This window comes from uncultured Intestinimonas sp. (assembly GCF_944387725.1).
Taxonomy (GTDB): domain Bacteria; phylum Bacillota; class Clostridia; order Oscillospirales; family Oscillospiraceae; genus Intestinimonas.
In genome coordinates this window covers 1-18,399 of sequence record NZ_CALXGA010000011.1, presented here as the reverse complement: position 1 = coordinate 18,399, position 18,399 = coordinate 1, and the positions used below count along the sequence as shown (strand labels likewise).

The window sequence follows — 18,399 nt, the reverse complement described above, 5'->3', positions numbered from 1 at the left end:
ACACAGGAGACGGGAGTAAGGGGCCGTGCGGGAGAAATTAAAAGGATTTACAGACAAGATAAGACAGTGGTGGAAGGCGGCCGCGAAAAAGACAAAGGTCTTAATCGGGGCTGGCGCCGTTGCGCTGCTGGCGGTCATCGTACTTGTGGCGATCGTCAGCCTGAACCGGCCCTATGCGACGCTGTTCACAGGGCTCAATCAGTCGGACCTGAGCTCCATTGTCTCCTATCTGTCGGACAATGGGGTGTCCAACTACCGCATTGAGGGGTCGGACACCATTTTGGTGCCAGAGGAACAGGAAGCCCAGCTCAAGAGCGAGCTGCTGCTGCAAGGCTATCCGTCTTCTGGCTTTGGCTATTCCTCTACCTATTTTGACAATGTGGGCAGCCTCACCACCGAGTCGGAGCGGACGTATCTGGCCCTGCAGGACCTCCAGGAGCGGCTCGCGTCGGTGATCCGGTATTTCCCCTATGTCCGGGACGCCACAGTACAGATTACGCCGGGGGAGGACCGCACCTACATCCTGGACAGCAGCAACATCGTGGAGGCATCCGCCGCCGTCACGGTGGTTATGGAGGAGGGGCGGACGCTCACTGACGGCCAGGTGACCGCCATCCGCAATCTGGTGAGCAACGCGGTCCAGGGCCTGGAGATCGACAACGTCTCCATTGACGATACTTATGGCAACAACTACTCCAGCACCGACAGCTTCGCAAACATCCAGGATGTCTCCGAGCTGAAGATGGCCCTGGAGGAGCAGACCAACAACAAGATTCGCACCCAGGTGATGCAGGCCCTGACCCCCTTCTTTGGCGAGGGCAACGTCCGGGTCAGCGTCAGCAGTGTGGTGAACGTGGACCGCACCTTCACGGACACCACCAACTACAGCGGCGAAGAGGATGACGGCGAGGGCATCATCGGCAGCACCATCTATGACCGGGAGATCATCCGGGGCGCCGGCCAGGCGGTGGGCGGTGTGGTGGGCACCGAGGCCAACGCCGACATCAATACTTATGTGGAGAACCAGCTCAACGCCGACGGCACCGAGACGCTGGTTTCCTCCTCCGGCCAGGACAACTACGTGGTGGACACCGAGAACCGCCAGGTGGAGCATCTGGCGGGGACCGTGGAGGACGTCATGGTGGCGGTCTCCATCAATCAGTCGGCGGCAGGGCAGGTCAACATGAACGACCTGTACGCCCATGTGGCCAGGGCCTCGGGGATTGGACTGGACCTCCAGAATGACAAGATCTCCATCCTCATCGCGCCCTTCAACCTGGAGACCGATCTCCCCGTGCCGGCGCCGCCGGAGACCCTGCCCTGGACGGTGGCGGCCGCCCTGGCCGGCCTGGGCGTGTTCCTCATTCTGCTGCTGATCATCCTGCTGGTCCGCCGGAACAAGCGGAAGCGGCAGAAGGCGGCCCTGGAGGCTATGGAGGAAGACATCGCTGTGGCTCTGCCCGCCACCCCGGTCCAGGTGGCCGTTCCCGAGGAGGGCGCCGATATCATGACCATGCAGACCGAGAAGAGCATGGAGCTGCGGAAAGAGGTCCGCAAGTTTGCGGAGGAGAACCCGGAAATTGCCGCCCAGATGGTGAAGGCCTGGCTGAAAGAAGGAGATGAGACGGGATGAGTGAACCGGCAGTGGAGACAAGAGAGGCTGGCCGCCCCCGTCCCAAGCCCGCTGCCCAGCAAAAGGCGGTGGGGCCGAAAGAGATCCGTAAGCTTGCGGAAGAGAACCCGGAGGCTGCCGCCCAGATGGTGAAGATGTGGCTGAGAGAAGGAGATGAGACGGGATGAGTGAACCGGCAGTGGAGACAAAAGCGGTTGGCCGCGCCCACCCCAAGCTCACCCGACAGCAGAAGGCTGCGGCGGTGATCATCTCCCTGGGGACAGATAAGGCATCCCAGCTCTATCAGTATATGTCCCCCGAGGACGTGGAGCAGCTCACCCTGGAGGTGGCGAAGCTGGGCTATCTGGACTCCGACATGACGGAGGACGTACTCACCGAGTACTACCAGATGTGCATGACCAACAAGGCCGTCACCGAGGGCGGACTGGAGTACGCCCGGGCGGTGCTGGAAAAGGCCTACGGCCAGCAGACAGCGGACAGCCTTCTGGAAAAGGTGACCAAGTCCCTGAAAAACCGGGAGTTCTCCTTCCTGAACAAGGCGGACGAGAAGTCCCTGTATGCGGCTCTCCAGCATGAACGTCCCCAGACCATCGCCCTGGTGCTCTCCTATGTGGACGCCGAAAAGTCGGCCGCCGTCATCGAGGAGCTGGACGAGGAGCGGCAGGTCAAGGTGGTGGAGAACATCGCCAAGATGGAGAGCGCCTCCCCCACGGCGGTGAAGATCATCGAGGCCGAGATGGAGAAGAAGTTCTCCAGCCTGATGACCACCAACAACGTCAAGGTGGGCGGCGTGGACTATGTGGCCGACATCATGAACAATCTGGACCGCTCCAGCGAGAAGAACATCTTCGACCGCCTCTCCTCCTACAACGAGGACCTGGCCGACGAGATCCGCAAGCGTATGTTCGTCTTCGAGGACATCATCACCATGGACGACCGCTCGGTGCAGCGCTTTGTCCGGGACTGCGACCCCAGAGACCTGGTGCTGGCCCTCAAGGGGGCCAACAGCGACGTGGCCAACAAGATCTTCTCCAACATGTCCACCCGTATGGCCCAAAGCATCCGGGAGGATCTGGAGGTGACCACCAACGTCCGCATCCGGGATGTGGAGGATGCCCAGCAGCGCATTGTGGGCATCATCCGGGACCTGGAGGAGCGCAACGAGCTGATTATTCTCAAGGGCGGAAAGGACGATATCATTGCCTAACATCTTCAAGAGCTTCCTGAAGCCCGCCTTTGCCGCATATACCTTTCCCGAGGCGGAGGACCTCCAGGTGGAGGAGGAGCCCGCCCCCCAGGAGGAGTCCCCCCCGGAACCGGAGGAGGCCCCCGCCGGGGAGGAGGCTTCGGAGTCCGCCGGTCAGGAGGCCGGGCAGAACAGCGCGGCGGCCATGCTCTCCTTTGCCCAGGTTCAGGCCGACGAGATTCTGGCCGACGCCCGCCGGGAGCGGGACCGGCTGCTGGAGGAGGCCCGGGAGCAGGCCAAGCAGGAGGCCGAGGCCGTTCGGGAGGAGGCCCGGGCCGACGGCTTCCGCCAGGGCTGTGCCGAGGGGCTCACCCAGGCCCGGGCCGAGTGGAACGCCAAACAGGAGGAGGCCCTCCGCCATCAGGCAGAGGAGTTCCGGGTTTTCCTGGAAAAGGCCAGCGCCGCCCGGGAGAGTCTGATGGACGAGACCCAGGTGGAGCTGTGCGACCTGAGCCTGGCCATCGCTGAAAAGATCATCCACGTCAGCCTCAAGAGCAGTCGGGAGGTGGTGGCCCGGATGATCCAGACGGCCACCGAGAAGCTCAAGCGCCGGGAGTGGGTCCACATCTATGTGGGGGGCTGTGAGGCCAGGGACCTGGCCCAGGTTACCCCGGAGCTCACCACCGCGCTGGCGGGGCTCTCCGACCACATTAAAATTATCCCCATGTCGGACGGGGAGGCGGGGGCGTGCATCATCGAGATGCCGAACGAGATCATCGACGCCAGCGCCTCCACCCAGTTGGGAAATATTCGGGACCTCCTGCGGGAGGGCTGACCCCGGAGAGAGGAGGCGAGGGACGTGTTTCAGGAGATGATCCAGCGGGTGAAGCAGGCGGAGACCATCAGCTACACCGGCAAGATCGAGAATATCGTGGGCATGTCCATTGAGGCCTCCGGCGGCCGGGCGGCGGTGGGGGACATCTGCCAGATCTACAGCGGCGAGTCCGGCGGGCAGGTCATGGCCCAGGTGGTGGGCTTCAAGGACGACCGCATCCTCCTCATGCCCTACGCAAACATGTCCGGCATCTCTGCGGGCAACTTCGTCCGCAACACCGGGCGGCGGCTGAGCCTGATGATGGGGCCCTTCCTCAAGGGCCGGGTCATCAACGCCCTGGGCCAGCCTATCGACGGAAAGGGGCCCTTCCATGGCGGCGTCCCCTTCTGCGTGGAGGGCAGCCAGTACATCAACCCCATGGCCCGGCCCCCCATCCGGGAGCGGATGGAGTTCGGGGTCAAGGCCATTGACAGTATGCTCACCATCGGCAAGGGCCAGCGTATCGGCATCTTTGCCGGCTCCGGCGTGGGCAAGAGCACCCTCATGGGCATGATCGCCAAGAACGTCAAGGCCGACATCAACGTCATCGCCCTGGTGGGCGAGCGTGGCCGTGAGGTGCTGGAATTTATGGAGAAAGACCTGGGGCCCGAGGGAATGCGCCGCTCGGTGCTGGTGGTGGCCACCTCCGACCAGCCGGCCATGCTGCGCAAACAGTGTCCTTCGGTGGCCACGGGAATCGCCGAGTACTTCCGGGACCAGGGGCTGGACGTGCTGCTGATGATGGACTCCCTGACCCGCTTCGCCATGGCCCAGCGGGAGATTGGCCTGGCGGTGGGGGAGCCCCCGGTGGCCCGGGGCTACACCCCCTCCATCTATGCCGAGCTCCCCAAGCTCTTAGAGCGCAGCGGCAATTTCCAAAAAGGCTCCATCACCGGGGTCTACACCGTGCTGGTGGAGGGCGACGACACCAATGAGCCCATCGCCGACACCGTCCGGGGTATTCTGGACGGCCACATCGTCCTCTCCCGGCGGCTGGCCAACAGCAGTCACTTTCCCGCCATCGACATCAGCGCCAGCATCTCCCGTCTGATGGTGGATATTGTCTCCCAGGAGCACCGGGATTTGGCCGCCCGCATCCGGGACGTGCTGGCCATCTATGAAAAGAACTCCGATCTGGTCTCCATCGGGGCCTATAAGGCCGGAACCAACCCCAGGCTGGATTACGCCCTGAGTAAAATCGACGGCATCAACCAATTCCTTATGCAGGGCATCAACGAGGCCTTTTCCTACGACCAGGACCTGGAGCTCATGAGAAAGCTGCTGTAAGAAAAAGAGGCGGTCAGCGATGAAGAAATTTCAATTCAGCCTGGACACGGTGCTGCGCTACAAGCTCCAGGTTCTGGAGAGCCTCCAGAACGAGTACGCCGTCGCGGCCCAGCGGGTCCGGGAGCAGGAGGCCCTCCTGCGGCAGACCGAGGGGCGCTACCGAGACCTGAATCAGGAGTTCCGGGAAGCGGCGGCGGAGGGTATCACCATCGCCGACGCCATGGGCTACGAGTCGGGTCTCCGGGTGCTGGAAAAGGAGATCCAGGCCCAGGAGAAGCGGCTGCGCCAGCTCCAGGACGAGGCCGAGGAGAAGCGCCTGAAGATGGTGGCCGCCCGGCAGGAGACGGCCTCCCTGGAGAAGCTCCGGGACCACAAGCTGGAGGACTACCAGAAGATGGTCCAGAAGCAGGAGGAGCAGTTCATCGACGAGCTGGTGTCCACCACCCGGGTGATGGCGTCCAATTTGTCGTGAACGATAGAGAATCCCATTGAAAGGAGGTGAGAACGAATGAATGTGAACGCGAACGATGCGGAGCTGCTGCTGCGGATGGCGCAGATGGCCGTCCAGTTCAGCCAGAACTCCCTGCCTCAGGTGGGCAATTCTACCAGCGGCACAGGGGAGAAGAGCCAGTTCCAGACCATGCTGGAGGACAAGAAGACCCAGGCCGAGTCCACGCGGCCGGAGCAGAAGCCCGCGGACAGCACCGCCAGCCAGGAGGCGCCCGTCCAGAAGCCCGTGGAGGACGGAGGCCAGACCGAGGCCGCTCCCTCCACCGACGGTCAGAATGACCGGGTGTTGGCGGAGCTGGCGGCGGCCCTGACGGCGCCGGCCGTCCCGGTGCAGGTCCCGGTGGTGATCCAGGAGCCGGAGGCGGCGGAGCCCCAGGCGGAGGTCCTGGCCCTGACGGCGGAGATCCTGCCGGCGGTGGAGCAGCAGCCTCAGGGGGTGGAAACTGCCGCCCCGGTGGCCCAGGAGGCCCCGGCACAGCAGGCGGTCCCCCTCCGGGAGGCTCAGCCGGAGCTGGTTCAGACGCAGACCCAGACCCAGCAGGTCCAGCCCCAGTCCCAGGAGAACGTCCAGCAGCCGCAGAGCGTCCAGCCCCAGGCGCAGGCCCAGCAGGAGGTCCAGCCCGTGGTGGAGGAGCAGACCCAGGTTCGGGCCGAGGCCCCCGACGTGCAGACCAGCGGCAAGCAGTCCCAGGATACCCCAGACGCCGTGACTGTCCAGGACAACAGCGCCGGGCAGCCTCTCTTCCGGGAGGTGGAGACCGCGCCGGTGAAGGTGGGCAACGCCCCCACCCTGGACACCACTTCCGACCAGTTTGACGCCAACCTGAGCCGGACCCTCATGGGGGCCCTGGAGCAGGGACAGCAGAAGGTAGCGCTGCGGCTCTCCCCGGAGCACCTGGGCAATCTGGCCGTGGAGCTGACCCGGAGCGATGCCGGGGTGCTTCAGGTGGTGCTGCGGGCGGAGAACGAGCAGACCGCCCATCTCCTGCGGGAGCACGCCTCCACGCTGGGTATGCTGCTCCAGAGCAGCGGCCAGGGGGAGGTCCGGGTGGAAGTTCCCCAGGCCCGGGAGTCTGAGCGGCCCTGGCAGCAGCCCGACCAGCAGAACGGGCAGCAGGAGCGCGGACACTCCCGCCACCAGGAGCAGCAGCCCCGGCGGGAGGAGACGGAGGACTTCCTCCATCAGCTCCGGCTGGGCCTCTATCAGACCGATCTGGTCTGACGGAAAGGAGATACATACCCTATGGCAAGTGATTTTATGCCCCAAGGGGTGGAGAACCGCTATTATTCCTCTACCCTGAGCGGCCAGAGCGCCGCCAGAGGGCTCACCCAGGAGCAGCTGGACTGGCTGGACGCCAACGGCGTTGAAATCAACCAGCCCGGCGAGGACACCGGCCTGGACTTCGAGGACTACCTCCAGCTCATGGTGCAGCAGCTCCAGAACCAGACCATGGACAACGCCACGGACACCTCTGACATGCTCAACCAGCTGGTGCAGATGTCGGTGGTGGAGATGATGACCAAGGTACAGACCAGCATCGACAGCCTGGTGGAGGCCAACACCCTGACCTATGCCGCCTCCCTGGTGGGCAAGACCGTGACCATCGGCGTGTACGATGACCAGGGCAACCTCCAGGAGCTGGTGGGCGAGGTCACCGGCACCGGCACCTATCAGGGCAGCCCCGTGATCTTCGTGGGCGGTGAGATGTACGCCCTCAGCGACATTATGGCGGTGGGGACGCTCCCTGCGGTGCCTGAGACGCCGTCGGAGGGCGAGGGCGGCAGTTCCGGCTCCGAGACGGAGACGCCGTCCACAGAGCAGAGCTGATACTTATCCACAAGGAGGCGGGAGCATGATCGACCATGTTTCCTCTGCCCTGGGCCCCCAGCTGGGGACCGGTGGGGGACGGGAACAGGCGGTCCGAACGGACGGCGGGCGCACCGGCTTCGCCGCCGCCCTCCAGCAGGAGCTGGAGCGGTCGGAGGGGCGGCAGGTGGCTTTCTCCAAGCACGCAATGGCGCGGGCGGAGGAGCGGGGGGTGGAAGTGACCCCGGGACTGCTGGACCGGCTGACCGACTCGGTGGAGCGGGCCCAGGCCAAGGGAGCCACCAACATCCTGGCCCTGGACCGGAGCCTGGCCTTCATCATTAACGTCCCCAACGGGCGGGTGATTACCGCCATCTCCCAGGAGGAGATGAGGGAGAACATCTTTACCAACATCGACGGCGCCGTGATCCTGTGAACACAGAGGGCAGGACCAAGTTTGGATGTCCTGGAGGCCGCCCGACTGGCGGACCTCCGGCGGCGCCGGCGCGGACCCTTAGAAAAGGAGAGCGATTCAAATGGCATTGACAGGCGCAATGAGCGCGGGCATCTCCGGGCTGAAGGCCCACATGGAGGCCCTGAACACGGTGGGCAACAACGTGGCCAACGTCAACACCTACGGCTACAAGGCCGGGCGCGTCACCTTCCGGGAGAGCATTTACTCCACTCAGTCCGCCGGCTCGGCCGGCACCGTTACCATGGGCGGCACCAACCCCCGGCAGACCGGCTACGGCACCAGCGTGGGCACCATCGACCTGGACATGACCAGCCAGGCCCTGGAGTCCACCGGCTTCCCCCTGGACTGCGCCATCCAGGGCGACGGCTTCTTCCTGGTGGGGCCCAAGACGCTGGACTTTACCAACAAGGAGGACTTCAAGAGCCTGTCCCTGAGCCGGGTGGGCGACTTCGAGTTTGACGCCGACGGCTATCTGGTGGACGGCGGCGGCAATGTGGTCTACGGCTTCCTCACCACCACCGGCACGGAAGATCCCGGGACGACAGGGGTGTCCACGAGCACCGTCCTGGCGCCCATCCGCCTGCCCCTTGCCGCCGTGGAAGGCAACGGCCTAAATGCGGAAGTGGGCGCCACCGTCTATCCCGGACAGGGGGCTGCGGGCGTCAACGCAAATGTGGAGCCCGAGGCGGGCGATGTTGGCGCCGATCCCGACACCATCAACTACACCAGTCTCCAGATCGACGAGAACGGCCGCATCACCTGCGTCAACGATGATACCAAGGACCCGGTGGTGGTGGGCTACATCGCCCTGGGCAAGGTGGAGAACCCCAACGGCCTGTCCCACACCGAGGGCCCCTACTACACCGCCGGAGACGCGGCGGGGGACATCAGCATCAGCGCCCCCAACAGCGCCGTCACCGGCAACCTGAACAACCAGACGCCTGATGACGCCCCCGAGGGCACCCAGCTGCTGGGCGGCAGCCAGACCTCCCTGATGACCGGCTTCCTGGAGCAGTCGGGCACCGATCTGGCCACCGAGTTTGCCAACATGATCATTTACCAGCGGGGCTACCAGGCCAACACCCGCATCATCACCGTGACCGACACCATGCTGGAAGAGCTGGTGAACCTCAAGCGCTGAGTTTTTTCGTGACCGCAGCTCCGCGGCCCCGGGGAAGAACCCCGGGGCCCGGCGGGGCGGCCTGAGAGGAGCATACCATGATTGTTCTGCAAAAAATGAACGGAGAGCGGTTCCTCATCAACCACAACCAAATCGAGTGCATCGAGCTCATCCCAGAGTGCAAGGTCGTGATGATGAATCACGACTACTACCTGGTCCGGGACACAGTGGAGCAGATCATCCAGAAGATCGCCGACTACAACGCCAAGGTCCAGGATATTCACCGGGAAATCACCGTCAACGACCGGAGAGGCTGAGGCCTGCGGCGGCCCCATGGGGCCGGAGGATTGAGAGATAGAAGGGGAAAACAGTTATGAATGTAATGTACTTAGTGGGCGTTCTCCTGGCTACATTTTTTACCATGTTCGGTATTGTGGTCACCATCGGCGCGGGCGGCGTTACCGTCACCATGGCCAATCTCTTAAACTTCGTCGACCTGTCCAGCGTGCTGATCACGGTGTTCGGCACCCTCTCGGTGGTGATCGCCTCGTATCCGAAGCTGGCAAAGTCCTTTCCCAAGCACTTTGCCATCCTGCTGCGGTCCAAGGCTTTCGAGCCGGACACCTATGTGGATCAGCTGGTGGAGCTGGCCCAGATTGCCCGGAAAAACGGCCTGTTAGCCCTGGAGGAGAGAGCCAACCAGCAGCCAGACCCCTTCTTCCGCCAGGCCATCATGCTCATCGTGGACGCCAACGACCCAGACCGGGTCCGGGGCATCCTGGAAAACGACATTGAGCAGACCTCGGCCCGACACCAGGAGGTCATGTCAATGTACGAACGGGGCTCCAACGCAGCCCCGGCCTTCGGTATGATCGGCACCCTCATTGGACTCATCAACATGCTCAAGGATCTGGACAGCGCCGACCTGAGCTCCCTGGGCCCGAACATGTCGGTGGCTCTGGTGACGACCTTCTATGGCTGTATGATGGCCCACGTCATCTTCAACCCCATTGTGGCCAACCTCACCGCCCGGGACGAGGAGGAAATCCTCTGCCGGCAGATCATTGTGGAGGGCATCATGGCCATTCAGTCCGGCGAGAATCCAAAGTTCCTCCGGGAACGGCTGATGACCTTCGTCAACCAGAACCGGCGAGACGTTGTGGGAGGCGGCACGGAAGGCGGGTCCGGCGGCGGCAGGAAGGGCCGCAGCCGGAAGAAGTAAGGGCCCGGCGGCAAGGAGGCGGGAACGATGGCAGTCAAAAGAAAAAAGAGCGGCGGCGGCGGCGCCAACTGGATGGACACCTATGGCGACATGGTGACCCTTCTGCTGTGCTTCTTCGTCATGCTCTACGCTATGTCCAGTGTGGACCAAAACCGCTGGATTGCCCTGGTCCAGGCCCTGAACCCGGACGCCGTTGTGGCCAGTGGCCCGGAGGTGGACGTACCGCCCGACGGCTCGGTGGTCTCCCAGGAGTCAATCGACCAGGAGATCGAGCAGCTCTTCGAGTCCATGCAGAGCTATATCCAGTCAGCCAATATGACCGGTCAGGTCAGCATCGGCCGGGGCAACGGCTATGTCTTCATCTCCTTTGATGAGACGGTGTTTTTCGGTCCGGACAGCTGGGTGCTTTTGGACTCCGGACAAGAGGTATTGGACCAGATTTCCCTCTCCATCGCTGAGGCGGCGGACTCCATCAACGAAATCCGGGTGCTGGGCCACACCGCCCAGGGCGATCCCAACCGGCCCAACAACCCCACCGGCGACCGCTTCCTGGCCTCCAACCGGGCCACGGTGGTGACGGTCTACTTACAGGAGAAAAATATCATTGACCCGGCGCGCCTGGTCAGTGTGGGATATGGACAGTGGCGCCCCGTCTCCAGCAACGACACATCGGAGGGACGGGCCCGCAACCGCCGGGTGGAGCTGATTATTTCCGGCCTCGACCTGGACAGTGAGCTGGGAGACGACATCCAGCAGTACTACACCATGCGGGACACTGTGGACTCAGCGGAGACCCCGCTGCCCACGGAGTCCACAGAGCCTCCGGCTGTTACGCAGACCCCGGAAACGTAGACGCGGAAGCGTCAGAAATCCAACGCTGCCAGGGAGGGAAGAAAATGGCAGAAGTCTTATCACAGAGCCAAATCGACGCCCTGTTAAGTGCGGCCCGCAGCGGCGAGATGGATCTATCGGCTTCCACAGTGAAGAAGGCGGAAAAGAAATACCGAAAGTATGACTTCAAGAGCCCCAGAAAGTTTACCAAGGACCGGCTGAAAATGCTCAGCAGTGTCTTTGAGAACTATACCCGGGTCATCAACTCCAGGATCAACGGCATGCTGCACACCACCTGCGAGGTTACGGTGGAGTCGGTGGAGGAGCAGCGGTACTATGAGTTCTCCAACGCCCTCACCGAAGGGGACGTGCTGACCATTGCCGAGGTGGAGCTGGAGGGGCAGGACCACCCGGAGGAGCCGCCGGTACTGATCCACTATACCACCTCGCTGATGCTGAGCATGATGGACCGCCTGATGGGCGGTGAGGGCGACATGGACGCCAAGCTGCCGGACAGTTATACCTTTACCGACATGGAACTGCGGCTCTACGAGAGCCTGGTGGAGGATATGGTATCTGTACTGGGCGGGAGCTGGGAGAACTATATCGACCTGACCTGTTTCTACCGCCGCATTGAGACCAACCCCACCCTGGTGCAGCTCATCGGTCTGGATGAGACGGTGGTTATCGTGGGCATCAACTTCCAGTTCTCCAACAGCTCCGGGCAGATGAACATCTGCCTGCCCGGTACGGTGCTGGCCAATATCTTCACCCGGATTGCCGCAGCCAACCAGTCCGGCCGGGGGACCGGGGAGGACAACTCCGAGGAAATCCTGGATATCCTGCGGGACTCCGAGCTGGAGATCTCCGCCGAACTGGGGCGCACCGAGCTCCAGCTGCGGGATATCTATTTCCTGGACGTGGGAGATGTCATTGATTTGGGCCATCCCACTGAGGAGCCGGTCTACCTGTATGTCGGCGGCAAGCCGTGGTTCAGCGGCAAGATGGGCATCCAGAATAACAATATGGCCGTGAAAATTGGCGAGACCTACCAATAAGGGGAGAGGGGACATCAGACACCTATGAACCAAAACGTATTTAGTCCGATGGAGCTGGACGCCATCGGCGAGATCATGAACATCAGCCTGGGGTCTTCCGCCACTGCGGTTTCAAACATGTTGGATCACCGGGTGGACATCACCACACCGACCGTGTCGGTGGTTCCGGTGGACGAGTTTACCCTGGGGGACCTGGAGCCCGCCATTGGCATCGAGATCAAGTACGTCTCCGGCCTGGAGGGGAGCAACATCATGCTCCTCAAGCGCAACGACGTCAAGATCATTGTGGACATCCTCATGGGCACTACCATTCCAGACGAGGAGTTCGAGCTCAACGACCTCACCATCAGCGCCGTCTGCGAGGTCATGAACCAGATGATGGGGGCGGCCGCCACCGCCCTGAGCGATTTCCTGGCCCGGCCTGTAAACATCTCCACCCCCCAGTCCTTTACGCTGGACGACCTGGACGCCTTCAAAAAGGAGTACTTCCAGTACAGCCATGGCATGTTGGTGGTGGTCCGCTTCCTGCTGGGGATTGAGGATGTCCTCCAGAGTGAATTTGTCAACGTTATGTCGGTGGACCTGGCCCGGGAGCTCATTGCCGGGTTTGGCATGGACCTGAGCGGCCACGGCCAGCCGGAGCCAGAGGCCCCGGTGCAGATGCCCACCCAGGAGGAGGTCCCGGCCCCTGCGGCGGCGGACGGCTCCGGCGGCGGGAAGCTGAGCCAGGGGGAGATCGAACGCCTCATGGGCGGCGGTGGAACCGCTCCCCAGGCGGCTCCCGCCCCCGCGGCGGATTCCGGCGGCGGGAAGCTGGACCAGGAGGAGATCGAACGCCTCATGGGCGGCGGGACGGCGGCCCAGGCGGCGTCTCAGCCGGCCCCCGCCCAGCCAGCGCCCCAGCAGCAGCCGGCGGCCTATGGAACGCCTCCGGGCTATGCGCCGCCCCAGGGCTATGCGCCGCCCCAGGGCTATGCGCCGCCCCAGGGCTATGCACCGCCCCAGGGCTATGTACCGCCCCAGGGCTATGCGCCGCCGGACCTCCGGGTTGTCAACTCCAAGCCCCTGCAGCTCCCTCACCTGGATGTGGCCGAAAAGATCGGCGAGGAGCAGGCCCAGAACCTGGAGCTCATCATGTCGGTGCCCCTGGAGGTCTCGGTGGAAATCGGGCGGACCCGGCGCAAGGTGGAGGATATCCTCACCTTCTCCAAGGGATCCCTGGTGGTGCTGGATAAGCTGGCCGGAGACCAGGTGGACCTCTTTGTCAACGGCCTCTGTGTGGCCCGGGGAGATGTGGTCGTCATCGACGACAACTTTGGTGTGCGGATTACCGAAGTGCTCAAGCGGCCCGAGCTAACCGATCTTGCACCGGCAAAATGACAGTCCTCCAACGGTCTCCCAGAGGCCGAAATCAATCAATCTGATGATAGAAAAGGATGAGTGACATGGCAAAGATTCTGGTCGTCGATGACGCAGCGTTTATGAGAAAGGTGATCCGGGACACCCTCACCAAAAACGGCTACAGCGACGTCACCGAGGCAGTGGACGGCAAGGACGCGGTGGAGCAGTACTTCGAGATTCACCCGGACCTGGTTCTGATGGATATTACGATGCCCAACATGGACGGTCTGGAGGCCCTGAAGGCCATTCGGGCCAAGGACAGCAACGCCAACATCGTTATGTGCTCCGCCATGGGCCAGGAGGCCATGGTGGTGGAGGCGGTCCAGGCGGGCATCAAGGACTTTATTGTCAAGCCCTTTAAGGAGGACCGGCTGATGAAGACGGTAACCTCCATTCTGGGCGCGCCCTAACCGGGAAGCGGTATGCCGGAGACTGTGCTGTCCCTGGTGGGGGCCCTGGCGGCGATCTGCGTGGTGCTGGCTCTGTCCTACCTCTTCACCCGGTATGTCGTGGGCCGGACGGGCCTGCCCCGGGGCCTGCGGGGGCGGCACATCACCATTTTGGAGCAGGTCCCGGTGGGCCGGGAGCAGAAGCTGCTCCTGGTCCAGGTGGGGGAGCGGGTCTATCTGCTGGGGGCGTCCCAGGGCAGCGTGACCTATCTGCGGACGGTGCCGGAGGAGGAGGCCGCCAAATGGCGCGCGGAGGATGCGGCGGCGCATCCGGCCCCGGAGCTGAGCTTCCAGGAGGCGCTTCGCAACGTCATCCGGCAGAGAAAGAGATAAGGAGGCCCGGCCGTTTGGACGCGTTGATCAATGTCAATGGGGAGAATGTACAGACCCTGCAAATCCTGTTTCTGACCACCATCCTCACCCTCATGCCCTCCATGGTGGTGATGATGACCTCCTTCACCCGGTACATCATCTCCTTTTCCTTTCTGCGCACCGCTCTGGGCCTGCAGCAGAACCCGCCCAACATGGTCCTGGTTGGAATGGCCCTGTTTTTGACTCTCTTCACCATGTCGCCGGTGATCAGCCAGATCCAGACAGAGGCCTATGAGCCCTATGTGGCGGAGGAAATCACCCAGGAGGAGTTCCTGGCCCGGGCTGAGGTGCCCCTGAAGGACTTCATGATTGGGAACATGGAGCCCAGCGCCCTGGAGCTCTTCTGCGACCTGGCGGGGGTGGACGCCCCGACGACCACAGCCGAGGCTGAGGCCCTGCCTCTGCGCATAGTGGTGCCGGCCTTCATGACCAGCGAGCTCCAGCGGGCTTTCCTCATTGGCTTTTACCTATTCATTCCGTTCCTGCTGATTGACGTGGTGGTGGCCTCCACCCTCATGTCCATGGGTATGATTATGCTCCCGCCCTCTATGATCTCCATGCCCTTCAAGATCCTTCTTTTCATCGCCCTGGATGGCTGGCAGCTTCTCTTTTCCACTCTGGTGCGGAGCTTTCAGTGAGAGGAGGATGAGAAATGGATGCGGCGGATATTATGCGGCAGGGGGTCGGCGTGGCGCTGATGCTGAGCGCGCCGGTGCTCCTGCTGAGTATGGCGGTGGGAATCGTGGTGGCCATCTTCCAGGCCGTGACACAGATTCATGAGCAGTCCCTTTCGTTCATTTTGAAGCTGATTGTGGTGGTCCTGGTCCTCCTGGTGGGTGGCGGCTGGATGATGGAAACTTTGATGGATTTCAGCCGGTACCTGTTTACCCTGATGTAGAGGCAGGCAGTCATGGTTGGTTGGACAGAACTCTATTTCTTCGAGTTGGTACTGATGCGGATGAGCGGCTTCGTCCTGTTCAATCCCATTCTGGGCCGCAGCAATATTCCCGGCTATGTGAAGGCGGGGGTCATCCTGGTGCTGTCGGTCTTTGTCTACAGCCTGGGGGAGGGCGCCGCAGTGCAGCCGCCGGGGACCCTGGCGGAGCTGGCGGTGATCATGCTGCTGGAGCTGGCGGTGGGCTTTGTGCTGGGCTTTTTGATGCATCTGAGCAATGCCGTCGTCCATGTGGGGGGCGAGGTGATCGACGCCCAGATGGGGCTGAGCATGGCCCAGACCTATGACGCCGGAAGCCAGATCAACATGACGATAACCGGGTCCCTGCTGAACGTCCTCTTTGTGCTGAACTTCTTCCTGGAGAACGGCCACTACACCCTGATGCGGATTCTGCTGACCTCCGCCGAGGTGCTGCCCTACGGGACGGCGGCTCTGGGAGAGGACACAGCCGTCTATGTGGTGGAGATCTTCTGCAGCTGCATGGTCCTGGCGGTGAAGCTGGCCATGCCCATCCTGGCGGCCGAGCTGCTGGGAGAGATTGGCATGGGTATTCTGATGAAGGCCATCCCGCAGATTAACGCCTTTGTCATCAACATTGAATTGAAGGTCATTATCGGACTGGTCCTGCTTTTTCTGTTCCTCGTCCCCATCAACGAGTTTCTGCTGGAGGTGGAACAGGAGATGCTCCTCCAGCTCCGCCAGGCCCTGACCGTCCTGAGCGTCTCGGGATAGCCCGGCCGAAGAACCTGCGGCCGGGAGGTGAGGAGACTTGGCCGACAGTCAGAAGACAGAAAAAGCAACCCCAAAGCGAAGGCGGGACGAGCGGAAAAAGGGCAACATCTTTTTCAGCAACGACGCGGTTTCGGTGGCGGTGCTGCTGGGCAGCTTCTTCACCCTGCGGCTGGCTGCCCCCTTCATGGCGGAGCAGATATACCAGTTTCTGCGCTCCTGTCTGGCCCGGGCGACGGCTTTGCCCGGAGGGGCCGTCACCGGGGAGCTGAACGGGCTCTTTCTGGATTTCCTCATGTCCTTTCTGCTGGCGGCAGGCCCCCTAATGGCGGTGGCTGTCCTCATCGGCATCGCCGCCACCCTCTTCCAGACGAAGATGCTGGTCACCGGGGAGTCCCTCCGGCCCAAGTTCAGCCGGATCAATCCTCTTCAGGGCATCCAGCGCCTCTTCTCCTTTCGGAGCGTGATTGAGGCCCTGAAGGGCCTGCTGAAGATCGGCATCCTCCTCTACCTGATCTATCAATTTCTGGTGGGGGCGCTGGGACTCTTCCCCCGGTATCTCTATACCGACCTCCTTACTGCCTGCGGACATCTCTTCGATGAGAGCTTTTCCCTCCTGATTCAAATCGGGATCGCCTACATCGTCCTGGCGGGGGCCGACACCTTCTACCAGTGGTGGGATTATGAGCGGCAAATCCGCATGTCCAAGCAGGAGATCAAGGAGGAGTACAAGCAGACCGAGGGCGATCCCCAGGTGAAGAGCAAGATCAAGCAGGCCCAGCGCCGGATGGCCCAGTCCCGGATGATGCAGCAGGTGCCCCAGGCCGACGTGGTCATCCGAAACCCCACCCACTTCGCGGTGGCCCTCCGATACCGGCCCGATAAGGACCCGGCCCCGGTGGTCCTGGCCAAGGGTGTGGACGAGGTGGCCGCCCGTATTGTGCGTAAGGCGGAGGAGTGCAAGATTGCCATTGTGGAGAACGTGCCTCTGGCCCGGGCCCTCTACGCCTCCACTGAGCTCAATCAGGAGATTCCCCAGGAGCTCTATAACGCAGTGGCCGAGGTGCTGGTGTACCTCTACAAGATGGACAAAAGCTTGAAATAAGTGAAAACATGGAACCAGGGAGCGCCTATGAGAGTTAGACAGCTGCTCAACAACGCAATATCGCTGATCGTGGTGGTCATGGTCCTGTTCCTGGTGATCCCCCTGCGCCCGTGGATGCTGGACGTGCTGATCATCCTGAACATCGCCCTGTCTGTGATGATCCTGATGATCACCATGAACATCACCGAGGCCCTGGAGTTCTCCATTTTCCCATCCCTGCTGCTTATCACCACCCTGTTCCGGCTGGGCCTGAACGTCGCCTCCACCCGGCTGATTCTCTCCGAAGGCGGCCATGCGGGCGTGGTGATCGCGGCCTTCGGCAACCTCATCACCCAGGGCAATATCGTCATCGGCGTGCTGATCTTTCTCATCATCGTGCTGGTGCAGTTCATCGTCATCACCAAGGGCGCCGAGCGCGTCAGCGAGGTGGCGGCCCGGTTCACCCTGGACGCCATGCCCGGCAAGCAGATGGCCATTGACGCCGACCTGAGCTCCGGCCTCATCAACGAGCAGGAGGCCCGGATTCGCCGGCAGAAGATTCAGAAGGAGGCCGACTTCTACGGCGCTATGGACGGCGCCACCAAGATCGTCAAGGGCGACGCGGTGATGGCCCTCATCATCACGGTCATCAACTTCGTGGCCGGCCTCATCATCGGCATGGTCCAGGGGGGCGGCGACCTGGGGACGGTGCTCACCACCTACTCCATCGCCACCATCGGCGATGGCCTGGTATCCCAGCTCCCCGCCCTGATGATCTCCACCGCCACCGGCATGATCGTCACCCGGTCGGTGTCCGACGGCAGTCTGAACACCGATGTGCTAACCCAGTTCAAGGCCCAGCCCCGGGCCATCATGGCCACCGGCGCCATTCTGTTGATCCTGGGGGTCATCCCCGGAACGCCCACCCTCCCCCTGCTGCTGGTGGGCGCCGGCCTGACGGCGGGCGGCTTCTGGATCAACCGGCAGATGACGGCCTCCCGGCAGCTGGCCGAGGCTGAAGCGGCGGAGGCCCTCCAGGAGGCGCCGGAGCTCCAGGCGGCCAGCGAGGCCGACTACTACAAGGACATCAACAACGTCTACTCCCTGCTGACGGTGGAGCCGGTGGAGATGGAGTTTGGCTATAGCCTCATCCCCCTGGTGGACGAGGCCAGCGGCGGCAAGCTCATCAGCCGCATCGTCATCTTCCGGCGGCAGTACGCCCAGGATATGGGCTTTGTCATTCCGTCCATCCGCCTCCACGACGGGGCGGCTCTGGGCACCAACCAGTACATCATCAAAATCCGTGGGGAAGAGGTGGCCCAGGGAGAAATTCTGGTGGACTACTACCTGGCCCTGGAGCCCGCCAACCCCGCCGGGGAGATCGACGGCATCGAGACGGTGGAGCC

General features: G+C 62.6%; 22 protein-coding genes. All 22 read left to right on the top strand.

Translation table 11 applies throughout. The features are described from left to right. The first annotated feature begins 25 nt into the window (after window positions 1–25). Window positions 26–1,633, top strand: coding sequence for a flagellar basal-body MS-ring/collar protein FliF (gene fliF, locus Q0K09_RS03065; protein WP_294472719.1), 1,608 nt, complete (start codon window positions 26–28; stop codon window positions 1,631–1,633). Beyond that, complete coding sequence (locus Q0K09_RS03060; protein ID WP_294472713.1) at window positions 1,630–1,800, top strand: hypothetical protein; 171 nt, start codon at window positions 1,630–1,632, stop codon at window positions 1,798–1,800. The genes fliF and Q0K09_RS03060 overlap by 4 nt, the downstream gene beginning before the upstream one ends. After that, on the top strand, window positions 1,797–2,840 hold the full coding sequence (gene fliG, locus Q0K09_RS03055; RefSeq protein ID WP_294472710.1) for a flagellar motor switch protein FliG: 1,044 nt from the start codon (window positions 1,797–1,799) through the stop codon (window positions 2,838–2,840). Before Q0K09_RS03060 ends, fliG begins: the two co-directional genes overlap by 4 nt. Then, window positions 2,833–3,654, top strand: a complete 822-nt coding sequence (locus Q0K09_RS03050; protein ID WP_294472707.1) for a FliH/SctL family protein — start codon at window positions 2,833–2,835, stop codon at window positions 3,652–3,654. The genes fliG and Q0K09_RS03050 overlap by 8 nt, the downstream gene beginning before the upstream one ends. A 24-nt stretch (window positions 3,655–3,678) precedes the next feature. After that, window positions 3,679–4,980 (top strand): FliI/YscN family ATPase, encoded by a 1,302-nt coding sequence (locus Q0K09_RS03045; protein WP_294472704.1) that lies wholly within the window; start codon window positions 3,679–3,681, stop codon window positions 4,978–4,980. Window positions 4,981–4,999: 19 nt separating this feature from the next. Next, complete coding sequence (fliJ, locus tag Q0K09_RS03040) at window positions 5,000–5,452, top strand: flagellar export protein FliJ (RefSeq protein WP_294472701.1); 453 nt, start codon at window positions 5,000–5,002, stop codon at window positions 5,450–5,452. A gap of 36 nt (window positions 5,453–5,488) precedes the next feature. After that, window positions 5,489–6,712: a flagellar hook-length control protein FliK gene (locus tag Q0K09_RS03035; protein ID WP_294472698.1), complete on the top strand. Its 1,224-nt coding sequence runs from the start codon at window positions 5,489–5,491 to the stop codon at window positions 6,710–6,712. Window positions 6,713–6,733: 21 nt separating this feature from the next. Continuing rightward, the gene (locus tag Q0K09_RS03030) at window positions 6,734–7,318 is read left to right on the top strand and encodes a flagellar hook capping FlgD N-terminal domain-containing protein (RefSeq protein ID WP_294472695.1); all 585 of its coding nucleotides are present in this window, start codon (window positions 6,734–6,736) and stop codon (window positions 7,316–7,318) included. Between the two features lie 25 nt (window positions 7,319–7,343). After that, on the top strand, window positions 7,344–7,733 hold the full coding sequence (locus Q0K09_RS03025) for a TIGR02530 family flagellar biosynthesis protein (protein WP_294472692.1): 390 nt from the start codon (window positions 7,344–7,346) through the stop codon (window positions 7,731–7,733). A 100-nt stretch (window positions 7,734–7,833) separates the two neighbouring features. Next, window positions 7,834–8,913 carry a flagellar hook-basal body complex protein gene (locus Q0K09_RS03020; RefSeq protein ID WP_294472689.1) on the top strand — a complete coding sequence of 360 codons (1,080 nt, stop codon included), beginning with the start codon at window positions 7,834–7,836 and terminating at the stop codon, window positions 8,911–8,913. Between the two features lie 77 nt (window positions 8,914–8,990). Next, window positions 8,991–9,209 (top strand): flagellar FlbD family protein, encoded by a 219-nt coding sequence (locus Q0K09_RS03015; RefSeq protein WP_294472686.1) that lies wholly within the window; start codon window positions 8,991–8,993, stop codon window positions 9,207–9,209. A gap of 56 nt (window positions 9,210–9,265) precedes the next feature. Next, window positions 9,266–10,114, top strand: coding sequence for a MotA/TolQ/ExbB proton channel family protein (locus Q0K09_RS03010; RefSeq protein WP_294472684.1), 849 nt, complete (start codon window positions 9,266–9,268; stop codon window positions 10,112–10,114). Window positions 10,115–10,141: 27 nt separating this feature from the next. Beyond that, complete coding sequence (locus Q0K09_RS03005; RefSeq protein WP_294472680.1) at window positions 10,142–10,966, top strand: flagellar motor protein MotB; 825 nt, start codon at window positions 10,142–10,144, stop codon at window positions 10,964–10,966. Window positions 10,967–11,010: 44 nt separating this feature from the next. Further along, window positions 11,011–12,003, top strand: a complete 993-nt coding sequence (gene fliM, locus Q0K09_RS03000) for a flagellar motor switch protein FliM (protein ID WP_294472677.1) — start codon at window positions 11,011–11,013, stop codon at window positions 12,001–12,003. Between the two features lie 24 nt (window positions 12,004–12,027). Continuing rightward, entirely contained in the window at window positions 12,028–13,383 is a 1,356-nt protein-coding gene (gene fliN / locus Q0K09_RS02995; protein WP_294472673.1) for a flagellar motor switch protein FliN, read from the top strand. Between the two features lie 65 nt (window positions 13,384–13,448). Continuing rightward, complete coding sequence (locus Q0K09_RS02990; RefSeq protein ID WP_294472671.1) at window positions 13,449–13,814, top strand: response regulator; 366 nt, start codon at window positions 13,449–13,451, stop codon at window positions 13,812–13,814. Between the two features lie 12 nt (window positions 13,815–13,826). After that, window positions 13,827–14,186: a flagellar biosynthetic protein FliO gene (gene fliO, locus Q0K09_RS02985; RefSeq protein ID WP_294472667.1), complete on the top strand. Its 360-nt coding sequence runs from the start codon at window positions 13,827–13,829 to the stop codon at window positions 14,184–14,186. 14 nt (window positions 14,187–14,200) lie between these two features. Then, window positions 14,201–14,863, top strand: coding sequence for a flagellar type III secretion system pore protein FliP (gene fliP / locus Q0K09_RS02980; protein ID WP_294472665.1), 663 nt, complete (start codon window positions 14,201–14,203; stop codon window positions 14,861–14,863). Between the two features lie 14 nt (window positions 14,864–14,877). Further along, window positions 14,878–15,123, top strand: a complete 246-nt coding sequence (fliQ, locus tag Q0K09_RS02975; RefSeq protein ID WP_294472662.1) for a flagellar biosynthesis protein FliQ — start codon at window positions 14,878–14,880, stop codon at window positions 15,121–15,123. A 12-nt stretch (window positions 15,124–15,135) separates the two neighbouring features. Continuing rightward, entirely contained in the window at window positions 15,136–15,912 is a 777-nt protein-coding gene (locus Q0K09_RS02970; RefSeq protein WP_294472661.1) for a flagellar biosynthetic protein FliR, read from the top strand. Window positions 15,913–15,949: 37 nt separating this feature from the next. Then, complete coding sequence (gene flhB, locus Q0K09_RS02965; RefSeq protein WP_294472660.1) at window positions 15,950–17,014, top strand: flagellar biosynthesis protein FlhB; 1,065 nt, start codon at window positions 15,950–15,952, stop codon at window positions 17,012–17,014. A gap of 27 nt (window positions 17,015–17,041) precedes the next feature. Further along, window positions 17,042–18,399, top strand: a 1,358-nt coding sequence (locus tag Q0K09_RS02960) for a flagellar biosynthesis protein FlhA (RefSeq protein WP_294472657.1), incomplete at its 3' end; no start/stop codon positions are given.

Bases quoted from the DNA above. Each gene is read 5' to 3' on its own strand.
- Q0K09_RS03060 (WP_294472713.1), top strand. From the start codon at position 1,630: ATGAGTGAACCGGCAGTGGAGACAAGAGAGGCTGGCCGCCCCCGTCCC.
- fliG (WP_294472710.1), top strand. From the start codon at position 1,797: ATGAGTGAACCGGCAGTGGAGACAAAAGCGGTTGGCCGCGCCCACCCC.
- fliJ (WP_294472701.1), top strand. From the start codon at position 5,000: ATGAAGAAATTTCAATTCAGCCTGGACACGGTGCTGCGCTACAAGCTC.
- Q0K09_RS03035 (WP_294472698.1), top strand. From the start codon at position 5,489: ATGAATGTGAACGCGAACGATGCGGAGCTGCTGCTGCGGATGGCGCAG.
- Q0K09_RS03030 (WP_294472695.1), top strand. From the start codon at position 6,734: ATGGCAAGTGATTTTATGCCCCAAGGGGTGGAGAACCGCTATTATTCC.
- Q0K09_RS03025 (WP_294472692.1), top strand. From the start codon at position 7,344: ATGATCGACCATGTTTCCTCTGCCCTGGGCCCCCAGCTGGGGACCGGT.
- Q0K09_RS03020 (WP_294472689.1), top strand. From the start codon at position 7,834: ATGGCATTGACAGGCGCAATGAGCGCGGGCATCTCCGGGCTGAAGGCC.
- Q0K09_RS03015 (WP_294472686.1), top strand. From the start codon at position 8,991: ATGATTGTTCTGCAAAAAATGAACGGAGAGCGGTTCCTCATCAACCAC.
- Q0K09_RS03010 (WP_294472684.1), top strand. From the start codon at position 9,266: ATGAATGTAATGTACTTAGTGGGCGTTCTCCTGGCTACATTTTTTACC.
- Q0K09_RS03005 (WP_294472680.1), top strand. From the start codon at position 10,142: ATGGCAGTCAAAAGAAAAAAGAGCGGCGGCGGCGGCGCCAACTGGATG.
- fliM (WP_294472677.1), top strand. From the start codon at position 11,011: ATGGCAGAAGTCTTATCACAGAGCCAAATCGACGCCCTGTTAAGTGCG.
- fliN (WP_294472673.1), top strand. From the start codon at position 12,028: ATGAACCAAAACGTATTTAGTCCGATGGAGCTGGACGCCATCGGCGAG.
- Q0K09_RS02990 (WP_294472671.1), top strand. From the start codon at position 13,449: ATGGCAAAGATTCTGGTCGTCGATGACGCAGCGTTTATGAGAAAGGTG.
- fliO (WP_294472667.1), top strand. From the start codon at position 13,827: ATGCCGGAGACTGTGCTGTCCCTGGTGGGGGCCCTGGCGGCGATCTGC.
- fliQ (WP_294472662.1), top strand. From the start codon at position 14,878: ATGGATGCGGCGGATATTATGCGGCAGGGGGTCGGCGTGGCGCTGATG.
- Q0K09_RS02970 (WP_294472661.1), top strand. From the start codon at position 15,136: ATGGTTGGTTGGACAGAACTCTATTTCTTCGAGTTGGTACTGATGCGG.